Source organism: Methylobacterium sp. NPDC080182 (genome assembly GCF_050281105.1).
Taxonomy (GTDB): Bacteria; Pseudomonadota; Alphaproteobacteria; order Rhizobiales; family Beijerinckiaceae; genus Methylobacterium.
On the sequence record NZ_JBNNWO010000005.1, the window covers coordinates 150,032 to 172,050 of the forward strand.

General features: G+C 73.9%; 26 protein-coding genes. 16 read left to right on the forward strand and 10 right to left on the reverse strand.

Annotation, left to right across the window (positions count from 1 at the left end):
• Nucleotides 1-46: 46 nt before the first annotated feature.
• Together ACQKQD_RS11250 and ACQKQD_RS11255 are read right to left on the reverse strand one after the other, a co-directional pair.
• The gene (locus ACQKQD_RS11250) at nt 47-2,359 is read right to left on the reverse strand and encodes a DUF5682 family protein (protein WP_427508397.1); all 2,313 of its coding nucleotides are present in this window, start codon (nt 2,357-2,359) and stop codon (nt 47-49) included.
• Nucleotides 2,356-3,465, reverse strand: a complete 1,110-nt coding sequence (locus ACQKQD_RS11255; protein WP_427508398.1) for an ATP-binding protein — start codon at nt 3,463-3,465, stop codon at nt 2,356-2,358. The genes ACQKQD_RS11250 and ACQKQD_RS11255 overlap by 4 nt, the downstream gene beginning before the upstream one ends.
• Nucleotides 3,466-4,077: 612 nt before the next feature.
• Between ACQKQD_RS11255 and ACQKQD_RS11260 the strand changes: the two genes are divergently transcribed.
• The 3 genes from ACQKQD_RS11260 (at nt 4,078) to ACQKQD_RS11270 (ending at nt 4,976) form a co-directional block, all read left to right on the forward strand.
• Nucleotides 4,078-4,374, forward strand: coding sequence for a hypothetical protein (locus ACQKQD_RS11260; protein ID WP_091681431.1), 297 nt, complete (start codon nt 4,078-4,080; stop codon nt 4,372-4,374).
• Between the two features lie 129 nt (nt 4,375-4,503).
• A complete protein-coding gene (locus ACQKQD_RS11265; RefSeq protein WP_427508399.1) occupies nt 4,504-4,716 on the forward strand; it encodes a TOBE domain-containing protein in 213 nt (70 codons plus the stop codon).
• Nucleotides 4,717-4,832: 116 nt separating this feature from the next.
• A complete protein-coding gene (locus tag ACQKQD_RS11270) occupies nt 4,833-4,976 on the forward strand; it encodes a hypothetical protein (protein ID WP_427508400.1) in 144 nt (47 codons plus the stop codon).
• A 45-nt stretch (nt 4,977-5,021) separates the two neighbouring features.
• Here the strand turns inward: ACQKQD_RS11270 and ACQKQD_RS11275 are convergent, their stop codons facing one another.
• The 5 genes from ACQKQD_RS11275 to ACQKQD_RS11295 form a co-directional block, all read right to left on the reverse strand.
• Entirely contained in the window at nt 5,022-8,261 is a 3,240-nt protein-coding gene (locus ACQKQD_RS11275) for an efflux RND transporter permease subunit (RefSeq protein ID WP_427508401.1), read from the reverse strand.
• A gap of 11 nt (nt 8,262-8,272) precedes the next feature.
• Complete coding sequence (locus tag ACQKQD_RS11280) at nt 8,273-9,670, reverse strand: efflux RND transporter periplasmic adaptor subunit (protein ID WP_427508402.1); 1,398 nt, start codon at nt 9,668-9,670, stop codon at nt 8,273-8,275.
• Between the two features lie 134 nt (nt 9,671-9,804).
• Nucleotides 9,805-10,176, reverse strand: a complete 372-nt coding sequence (locus ACQKQD_RS11285; protein WP_427508403.1) for a hypothetical protein — start codon at nt 10,174-10,176, stop codon at nt 9,805-9,807.
• Nucleotides 10,177-10,239: 63 nt separating this feature from the next.
• Nucleotides 10,240-11,280 carry a helix-turn-helix domain-containing protein gene (locus ACQKQD_RS11290; protein WP_020095105.1) on the reverse strand — a complete coding sequence of 347 codons (1,041 nt, stop codon included), beginning with the start codon at nt 11,278-11,280 and terminating at the stop codon, nt 10,240-10,242.
• A 276-nt stretch (nt 11,281-11,556) separates the two neighbouring features.
• Nucleotides 11,557-11,736, reverse strand: a complete 180-nt coding sequence (locus tag ACQKQD_RS11295; protein ID WP_020095106.1) for a hypothetical protein — start codon at nt 11,734-11,736, stop codon at nt 11,557-11,559.
• A gap of 208 nt (nt 11,737-11,944) precedes the next feature.
• Between ACQKQD_RS11295 and ACQKQD_RS11300 the strand changes: the two genes are divergently transcribed.
• The 4 genes from ACQKQD_RS11300 to ACQKQD_RS11315 all read left to right on the forward strand — a co-directional run bounded on the left by ACQKQD_RS11300 (nt 11,945) and on the right by ACQKQD_RS11315 (nt 13,546).
• Entirely contained in the window at nt 11,945-12,121 is a 177-nt protein-coding gene (locus ACQKQD_RS11300; protein WP_020095107.1) for a hypothetical protein, read from the forward strand.
• 36 nt (nt 12,122-12,157) lie between these two features.
• Nucleotides 12,158-12,400, forward strand: a complete 243-nt coding sequence (locus tag ACQKQD_RS11305; RefSeq protein WP_056530693.1) for a hypothetical protein — start codon at nt 12,158-12,160, stop codon at nt 12,398-12,400.
• A gap of 173 nt (nt 12,401-12,573) precedes the next feature.
• Nucleotides 12,574-12,948 carry an energy transducer TonB gene (locus ACQKQD_RS11310; RefSeq protein ID WP_427508404.1) on the forward strand — a complete coding sequence of 125 codons (375 nt, stop codon included), beginning with the start codon at nt 12,574-12,576 and terminating at the stop codon, nt 12,946-12,948.
• 337 nt (nt 12,949-13,285) lie between these two features.
• Nucleotides 13,286-13,546, forward strand: coding sequence for a hypothetical protein (locus ACQKQD_RS11315; protein ID WP_427508405.1), 261 nt, complete (start codon nt 13,286-13,288; stop codon nt 13,544-13,546).
• 19 nt (nt 13,547-13,565) lie between these two features.
• Here ACQKQD_RS11315 and ACQKQD_RS11320 read toward each other — a convergent pair whose 3' ends face one another.
• Both ACQKQD_RS11320 and ACQKQD_RS11325 read right to left on the reverse strand, forming a co-directional pair.
• Nucleotides 13,566-13,745 (reverse strand): hypothetical protein, encoded by a 180-nt coding sequence (locus ACQKQD_RS11320; RefSeq protein WP_020095111.1) that lies wholly within the window; start codon nt 13,743-13,745, stop codon nt 13,566-13,568.
• A 222-nt stretch (nt 13,746-13,967) separates the two neighbouring features.
• A complete protein-coding gene (locus ACQKQD_RS11325) occupies nt 13,968-14,450 on the reverse strand; it encodes a DUF2721 domain-containing protein (RefSeq protein ID WP_020095112.1) in 483 nt (160 codons plus the stop codon).
• 1,008 nt (nt 14,451-15,458) lie between these two features.
• Here ACQKQD_RS11325 and ACQKQD_RS11330 point away from each other — a divergent pair.
• Nucleotides 15,459-16,289, forward strand: coding sequence for an outer membrane protein (locus tag ACQKQD_RS11330; RefSeq protein ID WP_427508406.1), 831 nt, complete (start codon nt 15,459-15,461; stop codon nt 16,287-16,289).
• Between the two features lie 178 nt (nt 16,290-16,467).
• On the opposite strand, the gene ACQKQD_RS11335 is transcribed toward ACQKQD_RS11330, so the two are convergent.
• On the reverse strand, nt 16,468-17,049 hold the full coding sequence (locus tag ACQKQD_RS11335) for a hypothetical protein (protein ID WP_331298175.1): 582 nt from the start codon (nt 17,047-17,049) through the stop codon (nt 16,468-16,470).
• Nucleotides 17,050-17,241: 192 nt separating this feature from the next.
• On the opposite strand from ACQKQD_RS11335, the gene ACQKQD_RS11340 reads away from it, so the two are divergent.
• The 8 genes from ACQKQD_RS11340 to ACQKQD_RS11375 all read left to right on the forward strand — a co-directional run bounded on the left by ACQKQD_RS11340 (nt 17,242) and on the right by ACQKQD_RS11375 (nt 22,011).
• Nucleotides 17,242-17,457, forward strand: coding sequence for a hypothetical protein (locus ACQKQD_RS11340; RefSeq protein WP_170855188.1), 216 nt, complete (start codon nt 17,242-17,244; stop codon nt 17,455-17,457).
• A gap of 41 nt (nt 17,458-17,498) precedes the next feature.
• Complete coding sequence (locus ACQKQD_RS11345) at nt 17,499-18,503, forward strand: SDR family oxidoreductase (RefSeq protein WP_427508407.1); 1,005 nt, start codon at nt 17,499-17,501, stop codon at nt 18,501-18,503.
• Nucleotides 18,504-18,659: 156 nt separating this feature from the next.
• The gene (locus ACQKQD_RS11350) at nt 18,660-18,926 is read left to right on the forward strand and encodes a GCG_CRPN prefix-to-repeats domain-containing protein (RefSeq protein WP_427508470.1); all 267 of its coding nucleotides are present in this window, start codon (nt 18,660-18,662) and stop codon (nt 18,924-18,926) included.
• A 194-nt stretch (nt 18,927-19,120) separates the two neighbouring features.
• On the forward strand, nt 19,121-19,348 hold the full coding sequence (locus ACQKQD_RS11355; RefSeq protein ID WP_244603250.1) for a hypothetical protein: 228 nt from the start codon (nt 19,121-19,123) through the stop codon (nt 19,346-19,348).
• Nucleotides 19,349-19,501: 153 nt separating this feature from the next.
• Entirely contained in the window at nt 19,502-20,044 is a 543-nt protein-coding gene (locus ACQKQD_RS11360; RefSeq protein WP_020095120.1) for a sigma-70 family RNA polymerase sigma factor, read from the forward strand.
• Nucleotides 20,041-20,883, forward strand: a complete 843-nt coding sequence (locus ACQKQD_RS11365; RefSeq protein ID WP_427508408.1) for an anti-sigma factor family protein — start codon at nt 20,041-20,043, stop codon at nt 20,881-20,883. The genes ACQKQD_RS11360 and ACQKQD_RS11365 overlap by 4 nt, the downstream gene beginning before the upstream one ends.
• Before the next feature lie 70 nt (nt 20,884-20,953).
• Entirely contained in the window at nt 20,954-21,646 is a 693-nt protein-coding gene (locus tag ACQKQD_RS11370) for a helix-turn-helix transcriptional regulator (RefSeq protein ID WP_091681452.1), read from the forward strand.
• 137 nt (nt 21,647-21,783) lie between these two features.
• Nucleotides 21,784-22,011 carry a DUF1127 domain-containing protein gene (locus ACQKQD_RS11375; RefSeq protein ID WP_427508409.1) on the forward strand — a complete coding sequence of 76 codons (228 nt, stop codon included), beginning with the start codon at nt 21,784-21,786 and terminating at the stop codon, nt 22,009-22,011.
• Nucleotides 22,012-22,019: the final 8 nt, after the last annotated feature.

Below are 22,019 nucleotides of genomic sequence, written 5' to 3' on the forward strand. Positions count from 1 at the left end.
CAGTCCTCTCCCCGTGGCGCGGCGGTAAAATTTTCCTTGTCGCGGCTCAGGTCAACCCGTGGCGGGCGAGCCGCGCGGCGACCCGCGCCTCGCGGGCCAGGGCCTCGGCCTGATCGGCCGGGCGGGCGCGCTGGCGCATCCAGGCCAGGGCCTCGACCTCGGCCCGGGCCTCGCCGAGGCCGCTCCGGCGCAGGATCGCGACGGCGATGCGCTCGCGCTCCCGGGGCGGGAACCACGCGAAGGCCATCCGCAGGGACGGCAGCGCGCGCAGGAAGTCGTCGTCGCCCCAGGCGGCCACCAGACCCTCGACGGAGGCGAGGGTCGCGTCGGCGGCGATCTCCTCGCGGGCGAGGGCGAACAGGCCGGCGAGGAAGTCGCCGAGCGTCGCGGGCAGGCCGAAGCGGCGCAGCCAGGCCAGGGCGGCCTCCGGGTCCGATCCGGCCGCGCCGCAGGCGACCCGGAAGCCGAGCGCCGCCCCCGCGAGGGCCGGCGGCGTCGCCGGATCGGCGAGGCGGCGGCCGAGCATGGCGGAGAACGGGGGGCGCAGGTCGTCGAGGCCCGGGATCTCCGCGCCGACCTCGCGGAACAGGTCGCGGCAGGCGAGGACCAGCGGGATCGCGCCGAGCCCCGCGCGGGGGTCCTGGACGGCCTCGACGACGAAGAGCGCCCGGGCCGCCAGGACGGCGCAGAGGCGGGCCAGGGCCGGCCGCGCCGGCGCGAAGGCGTCGCCGAACCGGTACAGCCGCACGATCCCGGCCCCGGCGGCGCCCAGGGCGGCAGCGTCGTGCGCCGCCGCGATGCCCGCGCTCAGGCGGGCGAGCAGTTCGCCCTCCAGGGTGAGGCCGGCGAACAGCGCGTCGGACAGGGCCCCGGCGAGGATTTCGAGGGAATCGGGCGCCGCTTCGACCCGGGCGGTGATCCGGGCGGAGGCAGCCATCTCCAGGGTCCCGCCCCAGAGCGAGGCCTCGATCAGGGCGCCGAGCCAGTGCGGGTGGCGCACGAGTGTGAAGCGCTCCCGCGGCAGGCCGGGCCCGGCGCGGTCCGGGCCCTCGCGGGCGATCCCCGGCAACCCGAGCAGGACCAGCCGGTGGAGCAGGTGCGCCCGCGCCCGGTCGCCGGGCTCGGCCCAGTCGAGGTCGACGCTGCGGCGGGCCGGCCCCGGCTCCAGGTCGGCGGCGCGCAGGCGCTCGGCGACGTCGGCCACGAGGGGCGGCTGCCGGGTGCCGGGGGCGAGGCGTCCCTCGCGCGGGCCGGTGAGCGCCCGCAGCATCGCGGCGAGCGCCGGGTGGCCGGGCGCGGCGCGGCCGGCAGCCCAGGCGGGCGGGCGGTCGAGGGCGTCCTTCACCAGGGCCGCGAGGGCCGCGTCGATCAGGTCGGCGCGCAGGATCGCGGGATGGGCGCGCAGCCGGGCGAGGGCCTCGGCGTGGACCCGCCAGGCGACGCGGTCGGCGGTGGAGACGACCTGCCCGGCCTCGCGCAGGGCCGCGGTGATCGCCGTCATCGCCCAGTCGGCCGCGGGGGCGAGGCCCGACTCGGCCACGCGCTCGTAGTAGCCCGGCGCAGGCATGCCGGCCGCGTAGCCCGAGAACCGGTCGAGCCGGGGATAGGCGTAGGGCACCACGTAGCTGCCGGTGCGCAGGTCCGGCTCCGGCGGCGCCGGCTCGGGCCGGGTCCCGTCCGCGCGCGCGGCGTGGCGCCGGACGGCGTCCGCGTGCCAGCCGCCGCAGACGAGGACGACCGGCCGGTCGCCGGCCGCCCGCAGGGCGTGGGCCGCGTAGGCGCCCATGAAGCGCTCGCGGGCCTCCTCGGCGGGATCGTCCGTGCCGGGCGGGCGCAGCAGGGCGAAGTAGCGGTCGAGCCGGGCCGGCAGTTCCGCCTCGGGCGCCGCCTCGGCGAGGACGTCCCAGAGGGCGTCCTGGTCGGCGACGCCGAGGGCGGCGGCCAGCGCCCGCTCGGCCGCCTCGGCGCGCGCCCCGTGCGGGTCGGCGTAGCGGTTGGCGCGGCGTCCGAAGGCCGGGTCCCAGGCCGGCAGGTCGCAGAACAGCGTCTCGGCACCCACCGCCCGGCCCGCCTCCAGGGCCTGCCATTCCGGCGAGAAGGCGCAGAACGGCGTGTAGGAGGCGGCGCTGCCCGCCGCGTCGGCCCGGAACGAGAAGATCGCCACCGGCAGGTCGTGGCCGAGGGCGAGGTCGGGCAGGTGCGGGTTGAAGTCGACCGGCCCCTCGATCAGCACGCAGGCCGGCCGCAGCGCCGCGATCGTGCGCCGGACGAGCCCGGCGCAGGCCGGGGAATGGTGGCGCACGCCGATGACGGTCAGGCGGCCGGGATCCGGCGCGGGACCGCTCGTTGCGGGGTTCATTGCGGGGTGAGGAGGTGCCGCGCCGCGTAGAACTCCCGCCACGCCGCGCCGGAGCGGCGGCTGACGCGCTGGTCGAGGTAGCGGCGCAGGCGGGCGAGGTCCTCGGCGTCGTCCTTGGCGGCGGTGCCGGCGAGGCAGGCGACGATGTCCTCCGGCCGGCCGGCATCGCCGCGCAGGAAATGGCCCTTCACGCCGATGGCGTGGGCGACGCTGACCGCCTCCGCGGTGCTCATCACGGACGAGAGCCGCTCCATGCCGGTGCCCTCGGTGTCCACGGCCTCGCGCAGCTCCCGGAAGCAGGTCACGAGGAGTTCGAGCACCTCCGGATCCGGGGCGCGGGGCACGCCGGAGCGGGCCAGCAGGGCGGTGGCCTCGCGCTGCACCAGGGCGAACTCGGCGTCGAGATCGGCGATCGGGAAGACGGTCTCGAAGCCGAACCGGCGCTTGAGGGCCGCCGACATCTCGTTGACGCCCCGGTCGCGGGTATTGGCCGTGGCGATCAGGTTGAACCCCTCCCGGGCGTAGACCATCCCGTCCGCGCCGGTGAGTTCGGGCACCGCGAGCACCCGGTCGGACAGGACCGAGAGCAGGCTGTCCTGCACCTCCAGCGGGCAGCGGGTCAGCTCCTCGAAGCGGACGATCCGCCCCTCGCTGAGGCCGGTATGGAGGGCGCCCGGCACCAGGGCGCGCGGGCTCGGCCCCTCGGCGACGAGCAGCGCGTAGTTCCAGCCGTAGCGGATCTGGTCCTCGGTCAGCGACGCGCCGCCCTGGATCGTCAGGGTCGAGCGCCCGCTGATCGCGGCGGCGAGGAGTTCCGAGAGCAGGCTCTTGGCGGTCCCGGGCTCGCCGATCAGCAGCAGGGCGCGGGAGGTCGCCAGGGTGACCATGGCCCGCTCCACGAGCGCCGGGGCGCAGACCACCTTGGCGGGCGTCGCGCCGTCGCCGCAGATGAAGCGCCGGACGGCCTGGAGCGAGAGCTGCCAGCCCGGCGGCCGCGGCGCCGGATCCTCGGCGCGCAGGCGCGCGAGTTCCGCGGCGTGGACGTCCTCGGCCGGGGGTCTCTGACGCGCCTCGCGATCACCGCCCGCCCGCACCGCCTTCGCCATGCACCCGTCCCCTGCCGTCGCGCCGACCCTGTCGGCGACTCCTGCGATCGGCAGAGCATGCCCCGGCACGCGCGGGTTTCTCAAGCGTCTCCGCACATCTCCAAGCATCGGCCACCCGGCCGGGGATCCGGCACCGCCCGGGGCGCGGCGGATCGGGCATAGTCCCGAAGAAAGCCTACATCGACACCAAGCACAGCATCAGGATCGCGATCTCGAAGACGATCCAGCTGCCGAAGACGACGACCAGCTCCCAGTCGGTTCTCTCTCTGGTCTTGGCCAAAGCGTACATGTTCGACCTCCTCGCGGAGCCCGATAGGCCGCAAGCGAATTCAGTCACCACGATGGAATGCAACGCGTCCGAATATTCAAACAGATTCTGCCGCGGATTGCAATTGTGCGCGGCGGTTCAACTCCGTACATAAATCAATACATTGCCTCGCGGAACGGGCTCGCGCCGTCTTCGATGCAGAAATATCGCATCGCAGCAAGTATTGTCCCGCAACCCCGGCGCCCGCGCCGGTCCGGTCGCGGCGGCGTGAACGGGATCCGTCCGGCCGCGTTGCCCCGGTACGTCCGGAGAGGCGGCCTGGGGAAGCGCTTGAGGATTCGCACATGAAGACGCTGATCAGCCTGACCGTCGCCGGCCTCCTGGCGACAGGCGCGGCCGCCACGGCCGCGGAGAATACCGGGACCCGCATGCAGGGTTCGCCCAACGCGGCCGGCTACACGGGCCAGGGCGCGGCGGGCCAGGGCGCGACGGGCAAAGGCGAGACGACGGGCACGACGACCGGATCTCCGGGCTCGGAGATGCCGAAGCAGGACGGCCGGATGAAGGGGCCGCCGAACGCGGCCGGATTCCAGCCCGGCGGCAGCGATGGCGGCTCGGCCGGAGCCTCCGGCCGTCGCTGATCTTGCCCTGCCCGGGGCCGCTGCCCGGCGGTCTCCAGGCCGGGGACCCGGCGTCGTGATTGATGCCGAGGCCCCGGCCGCGATAGGCCTGGACGGCGGCCGGACGGGCCGCGCAACCCGGAAGCTCCCATGAAACACGGCGCGCGCAACGACATCCCCGCCACGGTGACGGCGATCAAGCGCGGGGACGTGATGGCCCAGGTCGAGGTGGAACTGGTCGGCACCGCCTACCGCATGGCCTCGGTCATGACGGTCGACTCGCTGGAGGAGCTGGGCCTCGAGGAAGGCGACACCGTCCACGTGCTCGCCAAGGCGGTGAACGTGCTGCTGGTGAAGCCGTAGCGGCCTGCGCGGCCGGTATACCGCCGTCATCCCGTTGTCATCCCGTTGTCATCCCGTCGTCATCCGGCCGGCCTAGGGCGGCGCCTCCCGCCCACCCGACCGGCTGCGCTCACCCGATGGATTGGTTCGACCTGCCCGAAGACCCCCGGCCGCCGTCGGCCGCCGACGAGAGCCGGATGCGGCTCTACATCGCCGTGGGGCTGATCGGCATCGGCGCTCTCGGCATGGTCGGCGGGATGCTGCACATCCTCCCCGCCTGACGACCGTCCCGCCCGGCGACGGGCGCGGCCGCGGCGCGGGCGCCGTCAGGCGGCGCGATCCGCCACCGGCTCCGCAGTGGGCGCGGCGCGGTCGGCCGGACCGGCGCGCCCGAACCGCGCGTAGAGCGCCGGCAGCACCACCAGGGTCAGCAGGGTCGCGCTGATCAGGCCGCCGATCACCACGGTGGCCAGCGGCCGCTGCACCTCGGCCCCGGTGCCGGTGGCGAGCGCCATCGGCACGAAACCCAGGGAGGCGACCAGCGCGGTCATCGCCACCGGCCGCAGCCGGGTGAGGGCGCCCTCGCGGATCGCCGCCCGCAGCGGCCGGCCCGCGGCGACGAGCTGCTTGATGAAGGTCAGCATCACGAGGCCGTTGAGCACCGCCACCCCCGAGAGCGCGATGAACCCGACCGCGGCCGGCACCGACAGCGGCATCTCCCGCAGCCACAGGGCCGCGATGCCGCCGGTGAGCGCCAGCGGCACCGCGCTGAACACCAGGAGCGCGTCCCGCGCGCTGCCGAGCGCCGAGGTGAGCAGCAGGAAGATCAGGAAGAAGCACACCGGCACCACCACGGTGAGCCGCGCCTGAGCCGAGGCGAGGTTCTCGAACTGGCCGCCCCAGGTGACGTACGAGCCCGCCGGCAGGGTCACCTGCGCGGCGACCTTCGCCTGCGCCTCCGCCACCAGCGAGCCGATGTCGCGCCCGCGGACATTGGCGGTGACCACGACCCGGCGCCGACCGTTCTCGCGGCTGATCTGGTTCGGCCCCTCGCTCACCGAGAACTGCGCCACCTGCCGCAGGAGCACGGAGGCGGCCTTGCCGTTCGCGCCCGGGGGCAGGGGGACCGGCAGGTTCTCCAGGGCCTCCCGGTCCTCGCGGACCTGATCGGTCAGGCGCACGACGATCGGCACGCGCCGGTCGCCCTCGAACACGACCCCGGCGTCCCGACCGCCCATGGCGGCGCCGATCACGTCCTGGATCGCCCCGGTGCTGAGACCCAGCCGCGCCGCCTCGGTCCGGTCGATCCTGATCTCGAAGACCGGCAGGCCGGTGATCTGCTCGACCTTCACGTCGTCGGCGCCCGGGATCCTGCGCAGGATCGCGGCGATCCGGTTGGCGGTCTCCAGCGTCGGCTCGAAGGCGTCGCCGAACACCTTCACGGCGAGGTCGCCCCGTGTCCCGGCGAGCAGCTCGTTGAAGCGCAGCTGGATCGGCTGGGAGAACTCGTAGACGTTGCCGGCGAGCTCGCTCAAGGACGCCTCGATCCGCTCCTGCAGCTCGGCCTTCGACAGGCCCGGGTCGGGCCAGTCCGCCTGCGGCTTGAGCATCACGAAGGTGTCGGAGGAATTCGGCGGCATCGGGTCGGTGGCGACCTCGGCGGTACCGGTCTTCGAGAACACGTAGGCGACCTGCGGGAACTTGGCGATCGCCCGCTCCACCTTGAGCTGCATCGCCTGCGACTGGGTGAGGGAGGTGGACGGGATCCGTGTGGCGTTGAGGGCGATGCTCTTCTCGTCGAGCTGCGGGATGAACTCGGTCCCGAGCCGGGTGGCGAGCAGCCCTGCGCCCGCGAGGAGGAGCAGCGCCGCCCCGACGAACGGGGCGGGCGCCCGGATCGCCGCCGCGAGGACGGGCCGGTAGAGTGCCTTCAGGCCTCGGACGAGGGGGTTCTCGGCCTCGGTGACCCGGCCGGTCAGCGCGATGGCGATCAGGGCCGGCACGAAGGTCAGCGACAGCACGAAGGCCGCCGCCAGGGCGAGGATGACGGTCAGCGCCATCGGCTGGAACATCTTGCCCTCGACCCCCGTGAAGGTCAGGAGCGGGACGTAGACCAGCATGATGATCGCCTGCCCGTAGAGGGACGGCGCGATCATCTCCTCGGCCGAGTCCCGCACCGTCTCCAGGCGCTCCTCCAGCACGAGCGGCCGCCCGAGGGCGTGTTGCCGCTCGGCGAGGTGGCGCAGCGCGTTCTCGGTGATGATCACCGCCCCGTCGACGATGAGCCCGAAATCCAGCGCCCCGAGGCTCATCAGGTTCGCCGAGATCCTCCCCTCGACCATGCCGGTCACGGTCATCAGCATGGCGGCCGGAATGACCAGCGCGGCGATCAGCGCCGCCCGGATGTTGCCGAGCAGCAGGAACAGGACGACGATCACGAGGGCCGCGCCCTCGGCGAGGTTCCTGCCCACCGTGCGGATCGTGGCCTCGACGAGCTGCGTCCGGTCGAGGACGGTCTGGACGACGATGCCGGGGGGCAGGGCCCGCCGGATCTGGTCCATGCGGGCGTCGACGGCGGCCGCCACCGTGCGGCTGTTCTCGCCGATCCGCATCAGGGCGGTGCCGATGACGGTCTCCTGCCCGTTCTCGCTCGCCGAGCCGGTGCGCAGGTCGCGCCCGATCCGCACCGTGGCGACGTCGCGGATCCGCACCGGCACGCCGCCGCGGCTCGCCACGACGACGTCGGCGATCGCCTCCGGGCTCTCCAGGCGGCCGGCGGCGCGCACGACGTAGCTCTCGCCGTTATCCTCCAGGTAGCGGGCGCCCTGGTTGGCGTTGTTGGCCTGGAGCGCCCGGGCGACGTCCGCGAAGGACAGGTCGAGGGCGGTCAGCTTCGTGGGGTCCGGCTGGACGTGGTACTGCTTCTCGAAGCCGCCGATCCCGTCGACGCCGGCGACGCCCGGGACGGACTTGATCTGCGGCCGCACGATCCAGTCCTGCACCGTGCGCAGGTAGGCGACCTGCTCCAGTTCCGTCCTGAGCGCCTGGCCCTCCGGGGTCCGGTAGCTCCCGTCCGGCTGCCAGCCCGGCCGGCCCGCCGGCACGGCCGCGCGCTCAGGCAGCGGCGCGTACTGGACCGACCACATGTAGATCTCGCCGAGGCCCGTGGAGATCGGGCCCATCCGCGGCTCGACCCCGGAGGGCAGCTCCTCCCGCACCTGGGCGATGCGCTCGGCGACCTGCTGGCGGGCGAAGTAGATGTCGAGGGACTCGGCGAAGACCGCGGTGATCTGCGAGAAGCCGTTGCGCGAGAGCGAGCGGGTGTACTCAAGGCCCTTGATGCCGGCGAGCGCCGTCTCGACCGGGTAGGTGACCTGCCGCTCGACGTCGGCCGGCGACAGGGACGGGGCCAGGGTGTTGATCTGGACCTGGTTGTTGGTGATGTCGGGCACGGCGTCGATGGGCAGCCGCGTGAGCGCGGCGGCGCCGAAGGCCGAGGCCAGCAGCACGAGGAGCAGCACCAGCCAGCGCTGGCGGACCGAGACGGCGAGGATGCGGCTGATCATCGTCCGTCTCCTCAGTGGGCGTGGCCGGCGTCGGCCTTGCCGAGCTCGGCCTTCAGCAGGAACGCGTTGCCGACCGCGATCTCGGCGCCGGGCTCGAGCCCGGCGGTGACCTCGAAGGCCTCGTCGTCGGAGCGGCCGAGGGTGACCGGCCGCTTCTCGAACCCCTCGGCCGTGCGCGCGAAGACGACACTCCGGCCCTCGACGGTCTGGACCGCCGCCTTGGGGATCCGGACCGGGACCGAATCCTGCGCGATCTCGACCTCGGCGGTCACGAAGGTGCCGGGCCGCCACGCGAAGTCGGGGTTCGGCAGGGCGACCACCACCCGGGCCGAGCGCGTGTCGGGGTTGAGGAAGGGGCTGACGAAGATCACGCGGCCCTCCGCCCGGCGCTCCGTCTCGCCCGTCCGGCCGGGCGTGACCGTCACGCGGGCGCCTTCCCGGACCTGGGCGAGGTCCACGGTCGGCACCGACAGCTCGATCCAGACCGTGGAGAGGTCCGCCACCGTGTAGAGGTCGGCCGGATCGCCCTCCTTGCCGACCGCCGTGCCGACATCGACCTTGCGCTCGACGATGCGGCCGGCGAGGGGCGACCGCAGGGGATAGCGGCGCAGCGTCGACTGGTTCGGCGTCGCCTCGTCGCGCTTCTGGGCGGCCGCCACCTCGGCGGCGTCGAGGCCGAGCGCCGACAGCTTCTGGCGGGCGAGGTCGACCCGGAGCCGGTTCTCCAGATAGGCGGCCCGGGCGGTCTCGAACGCGGCCTCGGAGGCGCTGCGCGAGGCGAGCAGCTTCTGCTGGCGCTCGAAGTTGATCGTCTGCAGCTCGGCCTGGACCTGGGCGGTGAGGTACTCGCTCTTGGCGTCGGCGACCTCGCGGCTGTCGAGGATGGCGACGACCTCGTTCGCCTGCACGGCGTCGCCGAGGCGCTTGCGCATCTCGGCCACGGTCCCGACCACCCGGGCCGGGACCCGGGCGATCCGGTCAGTGTCGGGCGTGATCGTGCCGGGGACGAGGAGGTGGCGCGCCAGCGTGCCGCCCCCCACTCTGCGCGTGACGATGTCCTGGCCGGCGACCTGATCGGGCCGCATCCGGATCGTGCCCGCCTCGTGAGGCTCGTCGGCGCCGTGCGCGTCGCCGTGCTCGTGGTTGTGCGCGTCGCCGTGCGCGTGGTCGTGGTCGTGGCCGGCGTGATCGTCGCCCGCGTGCAGGTCGGGCGCGGCTTTGGGCCGGTCCGGTGCGGCCGCCGCGTAGCGCTGATCGTGGTCGTCGGCCGGGGCTCGGGCGAGCCCGACGGACGCGAGGGTCTGCCGGAGACGGTCGGGCAGGGTCGGGGCGCCGGGGGCGGCAGCGCCGAGGGCGAAGCCGGCGGCCAGGAGTGCCGCGGCGGCGGCCACGGACAGGATGATGCGCATGGGGAAGCTGCTCGGCCGGGAGGGCGGGGTGCCGCGCGCGGCGGCCCCGGAGGGTCCCGTTCAGGTGTCGCGTGGGGATAAACCCGGAGCCGGTTCGGCAGCCGGGCGGAGCGCCGCCCGCGGGCGGCGTCAGCTCACGCGCGCGGAGGCCGCGGCAGGCGGTCGGGACTGACGGAGGGGCGGCCCTGGGCGAGGGCGCCCGGCAGCACCCGGCCCGGAGCGGCCGGGGGCGCGATCTCGGTGGCCTCCAGGCGGGCCGCCTGATGGCAGCCGCAATGGAGATGCTCCGAGAGGCCGGGATCGACGGTCGCGGGCGCCGCCGGCGCGTCGAGGGCCGGGCCCTGGTTCCGGTCGTGGTGGCCGCCCGCGTGGAAGGCGAGATCCGCCGCGAAGCCGACGCCCGGAGCGGCGACGGCCAGCGCCAGGACGAGCGCGAGCGCGCGGGCGGCGAGCGCCCACCAGCCCCGCGCCCCGGCCGGGCGCCTATGCCGAACCCCGAAGGTCATCGCGGCCCTTATGAGCCATCCGAGGCCGGGGGCACAAGGTCCGGGTTCCGGCCCCGGACCCGCTCAGGCCGCCAGCTTGAGGACCCACTGGTAGAAGTCGGCCCAGGTCTCGGCCTGGGCCGGCGGCTCCGCGGCCGGGGACCGGTCGGGCTCGGCCGCGGCCCGGTCGCGGACGTCCCGGGGGGCGCAGCCGAACTCCGCGCGGAAGGCCTGGGTGAAATGCGCGGGGCTCTCGAAGCGCCAGCGATACGCCACCTCGGAGATGCGGGCGAAGCGCCCGTCGCCGGTGGCGAGGTCGCGGTAGGCGCGGGCGAGCCGGCGCTGCCGGACGTAGCCGGAGACCCCCCCGAGGGGGACGAACAGCCGGTAGAGGGCGCTCCGCGAGACGCCGAACCGCCGCCCGATCGTCTCGGCGGACAGGTCCGCGGAGGCCAGTTCGGCCTCGATGAAGCGCCGGATCGCGACGAGCAGAGGCGCCCGCTCGGGCGGCTGCGTGCCCCCTCCGTCCTCCGGCAGGCCCAGGGTCGCCGCGCCGAGCAGCGCGGCGGTGGCCTCGGCCGCCGCCGCGGCCTCCGGCTCCGAGAACCCGGTCGCGTGCGCGCTCAGGGAGTGCAGGTGGTCGCTGAGCATCCGGCCGAACGGGGTCGCGCCCCGGATCACCGAACCGTGCAGGGCGTCGAGGCCGCTCTGCCGGGATCCGAAGAGCGGGCGCGGCAGCACCACCGTGATGGCCTCGTAGTCTGTGGAGGCGGCGGAGAGCGGCTGCGACAGGTCGAACAGGCAGATGTCGCCGGGGGCGCAGTCCCGCTCCCGGCCGCCGATCGTGACCCGGGACTGCCCGGAGACGCGCATGTGGGCGACGATGTGGTCGACGCCCATCCGGGCGGTCAGGGCCCGCGCACGCACGAACCGGAGCCCGGAGGCGCGGGCGCTGCAGACGATCGCGGTGCCGAGGTGACGGACCCGGGACTGTCCGCGGAAATCGGGCAGGTCCTCCCGGCGGATCGTGAAATCCCAGAACGGCGCGACGGCGTCGCGCCAGTCGTCGGCCTGACGATGACCCGGGCTCTCGCCCCTGAGCTGCAGGATCGGTTTCGGTCGCATCGCCCGTGTTAGTCCTGACCGAGCGCGGCCCGGTCACGCCGACAATATGGCGATTCTGTCTGCCCAGAAAAGTGGCACTCCGTTCCAATCACCGGACTCCGCGCCGTGCCCCGTCCTGGCACGGTCGGCGAGAGGCCGGCGAGAGGCCGGCGAGAGGCCGGCAAGGGGCCGGCAAGGGGCCGTGAAACAAAACGTCCCGCAGGCCGGGTGGCCGCGGGACGGTGAGTTGCACGGTTGTGAGGATCGAGGGCTTCGACCCTTATGGTTAACCGGCGGTTACCGGCCGCTCGGGGCCGCGCCGCTGCCGGTGGCGCCGTTGCCGGTGCTGTTGTCGCCCGCGGGGGCGCCGGGAGACGAGGTGTTGCCGTTGGGCGTGCTCTGCGCGGCGGCCATCCCGGCGCTGCCGGCAACGAGGGCGAGGGCGAGCAGGGCGGACTGAACGGTGCGGCTGGTCATGGCTCTCCTTGGATCCCGAGCGGGGTCTCGACGCGGGTCGTCGCCGTGCCGGCTTGTGCCGGCGTCGGCTGGAGAACCGCACCCCGGCGGCGCCCGTTCCCGCCGGGGCCGGGCCGGCGCGAATCGGCCGCAGCGCGCCCGCCACGGTTCGTCGGGAACACCCGCGAGTCCCCCCGGCTTGTCCGAGGGTCGAGACCGGGAGCGTGGCGTGAAGGTGTTCCGGATCATGCAGGCGGCGACGGGCGCGATTCTCTGGAGCGGCGCGGCGCTCGATCCGATGGCCGCCCTCGACGCGATGGCGCGCGCCGCCGGCTTCCGCGACCGCACGCGGATCCCGAACCACCTGCGGGCCGGCGGCCTCCACGTCGAGGAACTGCAGGCCTGATCCCGCCGCGCCGGCGGACGAGTCCGGAGGGAGACCATGACCAAGCTGTTCATCGCGCAGGTGCGCGACGCGGGCGGCGAGCGGCCGCTCGTGACGGTCCGGGCCGAGGCCGAGGGCGAGGCGCGCCTGTTCCTGGCGGCCGCCTATCCGGACGCCGAGATCGCCCACGTCGCCGAGCCCGGCGACTGGACGAGCGACGCCGATACCGGATCCCGGGCCGGTGACATCCGCGAGCATCCCGGCGTCGCGTGGCAGGCCCCGTCCAGCCTGGCGGACTGAGGCGCGTCCGCCGGGCCGCGGTGCCCGTCCCGGCCGCCGGGGCCGGTGCGTACCGGGAGAACCTGAGGAGAACTTGGGGAGAACCTGGGAATAGCCTGGGGAGAATCCGGCGGTGTCGACAATTCAAGCGATCCCGTTCACGCGTCCCTAGGGCTCCGCACCGACGGTGGTGCATGCGTTCCGCCGATCCGACACCGCGCCTGTTCGCGGCCGCGGCCGCCCTCACCGGCACCGGGATCCTGATGTGCCGGACCGAGCCGTCCTGGGACGGGATCCTGATCGGCCTGTTCTGCCTCGGGCTCTGGGCCCTCGGCACCTTCGGCACCCTCGCGGCACGGCCTGGCCGACCGGTGCGTTCCGCGCCGCGGATGCGGCCCATCGTGCTGGAGGCGGTCGTCGTCGAGACGCCCCGGTTCCCGCCGGAGCTGCTGCCCGCGCCCCGGCCCCCCGCGGCCCGGGACCGTGCCCTGGCGGGCCCCTCCCGCCTGCGGGAGCTCCCGTCGCACCGGCAGCGCGTGGTCGAGCGCTACACCCGCAGGCGCGGTTGAGCGCGGTAAGGTGGCCGACCACACCGCGAGGGCGTCGCGACGGCCGACCAGCGCGACGCCCTCGTGGGCAATCCGGAGACGATCCCGGACGCCGACGACGCGGCGGGCGAGGCGGCCTGACGGAGCCAGGACGGCGTCTGACCGCCGGGCGATGCCCGTCCGCGCGGGATGTTGGGGGCGAGCGCGAGAGGCACCGCGCGGGATCGCCCGCGGGCCGGACCGATCTGGTATGGATCGCGCTCGACGCGTCGTACCGAGAGAGGCCGGCGCCCGGGATCCTTGCGCCACGCCCGTTCCGGCGGCGCGCGGGTCCCGTGACCGGACGGGAGATCGCCACATGGCCACGCCCGAGACCCAGGCGCCCTACCGGCTGCAGTGCATGATCCACCGGGAAAGCGCCGGCGGCATCATCATCCACGACGAGCAGATTCCCGGGCCCCTCGTGGAGGCGGCGGTCGCCGCCGCCAAGGCCCGCTTCGCGGAGCTGCGCGCCGGCCGCGCGGGCTCGGCGGCCCTGCGGGATTCCGCCGGGCGGGTGGTCTGGTCGGCCCGGCAGGACGCCGCGACGTCCGGCACCGAGGGATCGGCAGCCCGGTAGGCTTCGGACCGACGCGCCGTCAGGTGAGGTGGCGCGGCTCCAGATCGATCACGGGGCCGCCCACGTCGAAGAACTCGTCCTCGTACGGGAGCGCCTCGTCCAGCTCCTCGGCCTCGCGCCGCCCGAACGGGATGACCGCGGACAGGATCCCGAGGCAGAGCGCGCCGGCGACGAAGGCAATCAGGATCGCGATGCTCATGACGGAACACTCGGGCGTCGCCGGCGGCGGAGTCGGGCCACCGCGAGACTAAGGCCCGGCTCGCGCACGCCGCAACCGAAATCACCGCCCGTTCGCTCCGGATCGCCCAGCCCGCACGGCGGGCGCGGCCGCAGCGCGCGGCACGGGCTCGCCCCGCGATCTCCGGAAGACCGGGAGGCCACCCCCGGTCGCGGAGCGCGTCCGGGCGATCCGGGACGGGCCTCACCGCGGCGTCGAAACCTGATCCTGCTGCCGGTCGACCGCGTCGCGGACGCCGCGGCCGGCCATGAGGATCTCGGTCATGAACGCCGCGATCGCCGCCACGGTGCAGACCAGCGCCGCTCCGAAGCAGGCGAACAGGACGGACGCGGTCGCCGCGTCGCGCAGCGCGCCGACGAACAGCGTGAGCACGGCCAGACCGATCAGGCCGCCCGCCAGCGAGGCCAGGACCACCGCCACGTCCAGCACGAAGGAGCGCCGCCGCAGGAAGGTCAGCCGGCGGGCGAGGCGGCCGGCCTCGGCTTCCGTCGCCCGGGCGGCCTCCGCCGAGAGGCTGTCGACCTTGTCGGAGATCCGGCCGAGGCGGGTCGAGAACACGTTGAGCAGCGTCGCCAGCGCCGAGAGCAGGAAGGCGGGCGCGAGCGCCACCTGGATGATGTGGGCGATGCTGTCGGGCTCGGTCGCGCTGAGGGAGAAGCCGAACATCGGCGGGCTACGCGGGCGGACGCGTCGCGCCCCGCCTCCGCCGGCCGCCGGGACGGACGGCGGCGCGGCTCCGGACCGGGCGGATCACCACAGGAGGCCCTCCGCCTGCAGCCCGGCCACGAGCAGGCACAGCGCCGAGAGGAACGCCACCGCGAGATACGGGGCCGGCGTGTCGGTCATCGAGGCCTCCCGGCCGGCGTGGGGCCGGCATCCTCGATCCCGGTCCGGGCCCGGAGGGCCGGCATCGAAGGCAGCGCGACGGGGTGCATGCGCATCTCCTGAAATCTCAACCGACGACGAGGCCGGCAGATAGGGCCTGCGGCGCGCCGGAAAAGCCGCGGCCGCCGCGCCGCCCCGGCGCGGCGGCGCCTTCTCCACAGGCCGGGAGACCGGCGCCGCGCCGCCGCCGATCCCCCGCGAGATCTGCCGGTTCCGAGGAGATCGATCCGGCCGCGGCCGCGCGCCAAGACCCGGGGATGCGCGATCAAGACTCGGGCCAGTCGGGCGGCCGGTTTCATCTGTGCAGATCCGCGGCCGGACGCGCGAGTGGTGCCCGCACAGAGGCGCGATGGCGTCCGAAAGCCCCGCAATACGGGACGGGATCGCGCGAGATCTGCGGCGCCGCCCGCGCCCGCGCGCCGGGGGATGCGCGGGCACCCCCGTAAATTAATGTTAACCGCTCGCGGGATCGCGATCGGGCTTGCGGGCCGCCGACCGGTAGGATTTATTAAACCTCGAAGCTTCCTGGTTGGTCCTGGGAACGTTCACCGACAAACTGAAGCCCCGTCCGCTCGAGCGCGACGGGGCATTTTGTTTCTGGAAACATTCGGATACCGAAGTTCTTCTCGGGCTAGACCAGTCGATTTCGCGATGTGCTCCAGCGCACCCGGCTGTTTCGGGGTCAAAGACCCGATTCCCAGCTGTTGCAGCGATGCACTATCGCCCCGGCACGTCCTGGCGTTCTGTCCGCCCCGCACACATCCCGCCCAACGGGAGACAGAGGACCAGATGATCAAGAAGCTTCTGCTCGCGAGCGCCGCCACGGCTCTCCTGACCGGCGCCGCCTCGGCCGCCGACCTGCCGCGCCGCGCCGCCCCGCCGCCGGTGTTCACCCCCGTCCCGGTCTTCACCTGGACCGGCGCCTACTTCGGTATCAACGCCGGCTACGCCTTCGACGCCAGTAGCAACAACACCAACAGCTTCGGCGTGCCCGCCCCCTACGGCAACGGCACAACCGCCTTCTTCAGCCAGCGCAACCAGGAAGGCTTCACCGGCGGTGGCCAGGTCGGCTACAACTTCCAGTTCACCCCGGGCTCCGGCATCGTCGTCGGTGTCGAGGCCGACGCCCAGTACCTCGACTTCGGCCGCAGCCGGAACAACGCCTTCCTCGTCGGTCCGCTGGCCCCCGGCTACTACGTCACCGACCCGCGCGGCCTCTCCAGCCTCGACTTCTTCGGCACCGTGCGCGGCCGCATCGGTTACGCCTTCGACCGCGTCCTCGTGTACGGCACCGGCGGCTTCGCCTACGGCTCGGGCAGCGCAGACCGCTCCTTCGGCGGCTATGCCGGCAACGACAGCTTCCGCACCGGCTACGCGGTCGGCGGCGGCATCGAGTACGCCCTGCCCACCGACTCGTTCCTGAACTTCTTCCGCTCCTCGGCCGTGACGCTCAAGGTCGAAGGCCTGTACGTCAACCTCGACCGCAACACCCGCAACCAGGGTGCGTTCGTCATCAACGCCGCCAACAACTTCCCGGTGGTGTACAACAACATCGGCCGCCGCGACGACGAGTTCGCCGTCATCCGCGCCGGCCTGAACTACAAGTTCGGCTCCTACTGAGATCCACCCGCGCGCCGTCCCGACCACCGGGACGGCGCGCGGGCCTCTGGACAGGCCGCATCCCCTCTCGACCTGAGCATCCCCAGCCCGATCAAACTGGCCGCTTGAGCCGAGGAGCGTCCCGGGAGCCATTCCCGGGACGTCTTGCGTCGGGGGCGAGGGCCCGCCGCGGCGCGCCTCAGGCGTGGACCGCGTGCTCGAGCTGCGCCTTCGACATCCGCGACCGGCCGGGCACATTCTGCGCCCGGGCCTTGCGCATCAGCGCGGCCTTGGTCGTTTCCGCCTTGCCGGACGCCTTGGCGGCAGACTTGCCGGACGTCTTGCCGGACGTCTTGCCTTTTCCGGACGCCTTGGTGGACGTGCCGTCCTCGCGCGCCGCGGCGGCCTTCTCGGCGGCGGCCTTCGGCTGCTTCGAGAACTGCTTGCCCTTCCGGGTATCGGCGCGCTTCTTAGCCGTGCTGGCGGCGTATTCCGTGTCGGTCAGGCTCTCGCGGGCCTTCTTGGGCAGGTAGCGCTCGCCGGTCTTGCCGCTCTCTTTGCCAGACTTCGTGCCCCACTCCTCGTCGGTCCATTGCTGGAGATGGTTGTCGGCCGACTTCTTGCCGGCGTAGCCGCCGCCTTCCTTCTTGTATTCGGCGGTCGCGATCTGCGCCTTGCGCGCCGACCACTGGCCGGGCTTCCCGCCCTTCTCGGACTTCGTGACCTGCGTCTTGACCTTGTCCCACAGTTTCGGGTCGGTCTTCTTGGCGGTTTCTGACATCGGCGCCTCGTGAAAAAGATTTGGCAGACAACACGGGCCCCGCGGCCGTGTTCCTGCGGCGCGTTCGCCCGACCCGCACCCTCCCGCATCTCCACCCGCGCAGCGTCCGCCGTCGTGGCCGGGGCCGCCGGATACGCCGGCCGCCTGACGGGTTGGCCCTCAGGGGATCAGGCCCATCGCGAGGGATGCAGCATGGCGGACACGCCGGACGACACCCAGGCCGAGCGGATGCCGCACGGCGAGCCGGAGCGCGCGGGCCTGGCCGACAGTCCCCGCGACACCGCAACCGGCACGGTCAGGCCGCAGGACGGCCCGATGGAGCGGGCCGGCACCGAGAAGGAGGAGGCGCGCCGGGGCGGGACCAGCCTCGGCGCGGAGCGCGACCGGCCGGGCGGAGGCCGGGGCTGAGCGCCGCCATCGAGACAGCACGCGAGAGAGGAAGACGCAGCATGCAGATCCGGCACAAGCCCTTGCGCGAGCAGGTGATCGTCATCACCGGCGCCTCCAGCGGGATCGGCCTCGCCACGGCCCGGGCGGCCGCCCGCCGCGGCGCCCGCGTCGTGCTGGCGGCCCGGAACGGCGCCGCCCTCGACGACATCGTCCGCGACATCCAGGAGCGCGGCGGCGAGGCCCGGGCCGCCGTGACCGACGTGTCCCGCCGCGAGGATGTCGAGGCGCTGGCCGCAGAGACCGTGCGCGCCTACGGCGGCTTCGACACCTGGGTCAACAATGCCGGTCTCTCGATCTTCGGCCGCCTCGAGGAGGTTTCGGACGAAGACCATCGCCGGCTGTTCGACGTCAATTTCTGGGGGATCGTCTACGGCTCGACGGTGGCGCTGCAGCACCTGAAGCGGACCGGCGGCGCGCTGATCAACCTGGGCTCCGTCGCCTCCGACCTCGCCTTGCCGATCCAGGGCATGTACTCCGCCTCCAAGCACGCGATCAAAGGCTTCACGGACGCGCTCCGGATGGAGCTCCAAGAGGAGGGCGCCCCGGTCTCGGTGACGCTCATCAAGCCGGCCTCGATCGACACGCCGTTCCCGGAGCATGCCCGGAACTACATGGCGCAGGCGCCCAAGCTGCCGCCGCCGGTCTACGACCCCGCCGACGTCGCCGACGCGATCCTGTACGCCGCGGAGCACGGGCCCCGCGACCTCTACGTCGGCGGCGGCGGCAAGCTGATGAGCGCGCTGCGCAAGCGGGTCCCCGCGTCGACCGACTGGATGGGCGCCCAGGTGATGTCGCGGAGCCAGACGGCGGGCGCGGCCGGCAAGCGGCGGGACGGCGCCCTCCACGCGGCCGGCCGCGACGGGGCCGTGCGGGGCGGCTCGCCCCACCACGTCATGCGCAGCGCCTACACCCGGGCCTCGATCAACCCGGTCCTGACCGGGATCCTGCTGGCGGGGGCCACCGCGGCCGCGGCCTCGCTGCTCGGCCGCGCCGACCGCCGCTAGAGCCCCGCCGCGGCGCCCGCCCCCGCGCGGGCGCCGGCCGGACTGTTTGTTTCTAGACGATGATGGCGGAGGTCAGCCGACATTCAGGGCCGATGACCATTCTAACCGGGTCTTGCGCCGGGCCGACCGGCGCGGAACCGAACAGAAGGTCTGATGATGATGCACGTGAAGATGATCGCGGCCGCCGCGGCTGTCGTCGGCGGCCTCGGCCTGGCCTCCGCCAGCGCGGCGCCCCTGGCGCCCGCCGGCGCCGATACGCTCACCGGCCCCGCCGCGGTCAGCACCGTGGCGTTCGGCTGCGGCCCCGGCTGGGCGCCCGGCCCGTACGGGCGCTGCCGGCCGATCTACCGGCGGCCGCGCTTCTACGGCCCGCGCTGCTTCTTCCGTCCGACCCCGTGGGGACCGCGGCGCGTCTGCCGCTAAGGTCGCGCAGGCACGCGTCCCGACGCGCGGGTCCGGCGCCGAACCGTGGCCCGACCCGCGGGTTGATCCAGGGGCAGGCCCCGCCTCCGAGGAGGCGGGGCCTGCCCCTTTCCCGTTGGCGGTGATGCGGGCCGGCAGCGCCGGGGATGCCACGACCGGGACCGCGGACGGTCCCGCTCCGGTTGGACATGGCCATGGCCCAGGATCAGAGCGGCGGCGCGAACCCCTCGGCGGCGGAACGGGCGGCGGCCGAGCGCGTCGCCCGCAAGCGCCTCGGTCCGGACGGCTGCCCGGAACCGGCACCCGACCGGCGATCGCCGTCCGGACAGGACCGCGGGAGCGAGGCCGCGGCGCCGGACCGCCGGGCGCCTCCGGGGCGGCCGGTCGCGACGCGCCACCGGCCCGAGAGACTTCCCGAGTAGCGCCCCGAACATTCGCGTGCCCGGACGCGGGAATAAAGCCCGCCGCCGCCCGGTTACCGATTGTGTGGCACAAGGCTGCAGGCAGGAGCACGAGGGCAGGGACCCCATGGCTTCGCAGGCTCTCGACGGGGCGGGCCCGGCCCGGCCGCCGACATGACGACCCTGGCGCGCGCGCGCTTCAGTCAGCTCGTTCTCCCGCGCCTGGACGAGGGCTACCGGCTCGCGCACTGGCTCACCGGCAACGCCACCGACGCCGAGGACGTGATGCAGGAGGCGTGTCTGCGCGCCTACCGGGCGATCGAGGGGTTCGCCGAGGGCAATGCCCGGGCGTGGTTCCTGACCATCGTCCGCAACACCGGCTATTCCTGGCTGCAGCGGCACCGGCCGCGGGCGGTGGTCTTCGCCGACGACCTCGCCCCCGAGGCCCGCGCCGAGCTGGAGATCGGGGGCGCCCTGACCGAGGTCCCGGAGACGCCCGAGGCGACCCTCATCGCCCGCGACGACGCGGGGCAGCTCGCCCGGGCGGTCGAGGCCCTGCCGGTGGCCTTCCGCGAGGCGCTGGTCCTGCGCGAGTACCACGGCCTCAGCTACCGGGAGATCGCCACGGTGACGGGGGTCCCGATCGGGACCGTGATGTCGCGCCTCGGCCGCGCGCGGCAGCACCTGCTTGCACGGCTCGCGAAGGACGGGCGATGACCGACGACGAGACCCTCCTGCTCCTCAGCGCCTACGCGGACGGCGAGCTGTCGCCCGGCGAAGTCCTGGCCATGGAGCGCCGTCTCGCGGCGGATCCCGACGCGCGGGCCCTGGCGGAACGCCTCCGCGACCTCTCGGCCACCCTGCGCGGGCCCCTCGCGGGGCCGCCCGCCCCGGAATCCCTGCGGGCGCGCGTGATCGAGCAGATCGGCTTCACCGACCCGCCCCCGTCGCGCGGCCGCCTCGGAGGCCCGCTCGGGACCCGGCTCGGGACCTGGGTCGAGGCCTGGGTCGAGGCCTGGCTCGAATCCTGGCGCAGATCCCGGCAGGCGCTGGCCGCGACGCTGCTCGTCGGCCTCGTCGGCGGGGCCGCGCTCGGCAGCGGGATCGTCTATCTCGACCGCCCCGACGGCGCCCCGGATACCGGCGCGGCCGTGCTCGCCGGCCATCTCCGCGGCCTCGTGGCGCCCCAGCCCTTCGACGTCGCCTCCTCGGACCGGCACGTGGTGAAGCCCTGGTTCAACGGCCGGACCACCCTCGCGCCCGAGGCCCCCGACCTGTCCGACAAGGGCTTCCCGCTGGTCGGCGGCCGGGTCGACATCGTCGGCGGAACCCCCGTGCCGACCCTGGTCTATCGCCGCGACAGGCACGTCATCAGCGTCACGGTGGTCCCCGCCGCCGACGGCCCCGGCGCCGGCGAGGAGCGGCGCGACGGGTCCACGATCGAGCGCTGGCGCCTCGGCGACCTCACCTACTGGGCGGTCTCGGACCTCAACCGGCGCGACCTGCGCGCCTTCGCCGACCTGTTTCAGTCCCGGACCGGGGGACCGCCGGGATAAGGCGGGAATAAGGGACGCCAGTTTCGGGTTATTACTGATATCGTGATGTCGATCCGGCGAGGATCCCAGTGTGATCAGTCAATCCCACCTGCACACCCGCAGAGCCGAAACGATATCCGGGATCGGCTCCGCCCAGGAGCGGCGGGTTCAGGCCGGCGGCACCCCGGCCTTCCCGGACCCGACCCTCGTGGAGGCGGCGCTCCATCTCCTGGCGGAGCATCTCGAGCAGGGGCTGGCGGTGACCGACCGGTACGGGCGGGCCCATTTCCTGAACCGCGCGGCGCAGGCCTTCGTCGCGCGCGGCCTCCTGTGCCTGGAGCACGGCGGCCTGCGCGGCGCGACGCCCGAGGACAGCGCGGCGCTGCGCCGGGTCATCGCCCGCTGCGCCGCGGGCCATCGCGGCGGCTCGGTGCGATTGGAGGGCGCGGGCGGGACGCTCCTGGTCGCCGCCTCGGCGATTCCCGGGACGCTCGGCCCGATCGGCGAGGGCGCGGTTCTCCTGCGTCTCACCGACCCCGGGACCCCGCGCCTGCCGGATCCCGGCATTCTCCAGGACCAGTTCGGCTTCACGCCCGCGGAGGCGGCCCTGGCCGTCGACATCCTGGCCGGGAACGACCTCGCGGCGAGCGCGACGCGCCGCCGGATCACCCGGAACACGGCGCGCGTGCACCTGCGCCACCTGTTCGAGAAGACGGGGACGCGCCGCCAAGCCGAGCTGGTGCGCCTGCTCCTGCTCTGCCCGCAGCCGATCGCGGACGCCTAGCGCGCTCCGGCAAAAATATTCGCGCCGCGCGCCACCCTTAATCCGAACGGAGGATGCGCATACTTTGCATTGAAGCGAGGCTGATCCGGCCGATCGTGGACAAACCACGGATCTTTCGGCGCAACGGAGGCTGGATCATGATCCTCTCGTTCCTGAAATCTGCCCGGAAGAGCCGCATCGCGGCGCGAAATCTTCGCATTCTCTCGGCCCTCGACGACGAGATGCTGAGCGACATCGGCCTCGACCGGCGCACACTCCGCACGTTCTGCGAGAACGGCTGCGCGCACGTGCCGCCGCCGCCGAGCCAGGCCCAGGCGCCCCGGGCCCTGATGATACCCGGTGGGCTCGGGATCGCCTTCCGCTGAACGCCTGC

Excerpts from the sequence above, each read along its gene's own strand:
- ACQKQD_RS11255 (WP_427508398.1), bottom strand. The coding sequence starts at position 3,465 with ATGGCGAAGGCGGTGCGGGCGGGCGGTGATCGCGAGGCGCGTCAGAGA.
- ACQKQD_RS11375 (WP_427508409.1), top strand. The coding sequence starts at position 21,784 with ATGATCCTCTCGTTCCTGAAATCTGCCCGGAAGAGCCGCATCGCGGCG.
- ACQKQD_RS11290 (WP_020095105.1), bottom strand. The coding sequence starts at position 11,280 with ATGCGACCGAAACCGATCCTGCAGCTCAGGGGCGAGAGCCCGGGTCAT.
- ACQKQD_RS11325 (WP_020095112.1), bottom strand. The coding sequence starts at position 14,450 with ATGTTCGGCTTCTCCCTCAGCGCGACCGAGCCCGACAGCATCGCCCAC.
- ACQKQD_RS11250 (WP_427508397.1), bottom strand. The coding sequence starts at position 2,359 with ATGAACCCCGCAACGAGCGGTCCCGCGCCGGATCCCGGCCGCCTGACC.
- ACQKQD_RS11310 (WP_427508404.1), top strand. The coding sequence starts at position 12,574 with ATGCGTTCCGCCGATCCGACACCGCGCCTGTTCGCGGCCGCGGCCGCC.
- ACQKQD_RS11315 (WP_427508405.1), top strand. The coding sequence starts at position 13,286 with ATGGCCACGCCCGAGACCCAGGCGCCCTACCGGCTGCAGTGCATGATC.
- ACQKQD_RS11305 (WP_056530693.1), top strand. The coding sequence starts at position 12,158 with ATGACCAAGCTGTTCATCGCGCAGGTGCGCGACGCGGGCGGCGAGCGG.
- ACQKQD_RS11330 (WP_427508406.1), top strand. The coding sequence starts at position 15,459 with ATGATCAAGAAGCTTCTGCTCGCGAGCGCCGCCACGGCTCTCCTGACC.
- ACQKQD_RS11275 (WP_427508401.1), bottom strand. The coding sequence starts at position 8,261 with ATGATCAGCCGCATCCTCGCCGTCTCGGTCCGCCAGCGCTGGCTGGTG.
- ACQKQD_RS11295 (WP_020095106.1), bottom strand. The coding sequence starts at position 11,736 with ATGACCAGCCGCACCGTTCAGTCCGCCCTGCTCGCCCTCGCCCTCGTT.
- ACQKQD_RS11350 (WP_427508470.1), top strand. The coding sequence starts at position 18,660 with ATGATGCACGTGAAGATGATCGCGGCCGCCGCGGCTGTCGTCGGCGGC.
- ACQKQD_RS11355 (WP_244603250.1), top strand. The coding sequence starts at position 19,121 with ATGGCCCAGGATCAGAGCGGCGGCGCGAACCCCTCGGCGGCGGAACGG.
- ACQKQD_RS11335 (WP_331298175.1), bottom strand. The coding sequence starts at position 17,049 with ATGTCAGAAACCGCCAAGAAGACCGACCCGAAACTGTGGGACAAGGTC.
- ACQKQD_RS11280 (WP_427508402.1), bottom strand. The coding sequence starts at position 9,670 with ATGCGCATCATCCTGTCCGTGGCCGCCGCCGCGGCACTCCTGGCCGCC.
- ACQKQD_RS11285 (WP_427508403.1), bottom strand. The coding sequence starts at position 10,176 with ATGACCTTCGGGGTTCGGCATAGGCGCCCGGCCGGGGCGCGGGGCTGG.
- ACQKQD_RS11270 (WP_427508400.1), top strand. The coding sequence starts at position 4,833 with ATGGATTGGTTCGACCTGCCCGAAGACCCCCGGCCGCCGTCGGCCGCC.
- ACQKQD_RS11265 (WP_427508399.1), top strand. The coding sequence starts at position 4,504 with ATGAAACACGGCGCGCGCAACGACATCCCCGCCACGGTGACGGCGATC.
- ACQKQD_RS11260 (WP_091681431.1), top strand. The coding sequence starts at position 4,078 with ATGAAGACGCTGATCAGCCTGACCGTCGCCGGCCTCCTGGCGACAGGC.
- ACQKQD_RS11345 (WP_427508407.1), top strand. The coding sequence starts at position 17,499 with ATGCAGATCCGGCACAAGCCCTTGCGCGAGCAGGTGATCGTCATCACC.
- ACQKQD_RS11340 (WP_170855188.1), top strand. The coding sequence starts at position 17,242 with ATGGCGGACACGCCGGACGACACCCAGGCCGAGCGGATGCCGCACGGC.
- ACQKQD_RS11320 (WP_020095111.1), bottom strand. The coding sequence starts at position 13,745 with ATGAGCATCGCGATCCTGATTGCCTTCGTCGCCGGCGCGCTCTGCCTC.
- ACQKQD_RS11360 (WP_020095120.1), top strand. The coding sequence starts at position 19,502 with ATGACGACCCTGGCGCGCGCGCGCTTCAGTCAGCTCGTTCTCCCGCGC.
- ACQKQD_RS11365 (WP_427508408.1), top strand. The coding sequence starts at position 20,041 with ATGACCGACGACGAGACCCTCCTGCTCCTCAGCGCCTACGCGGACGGC.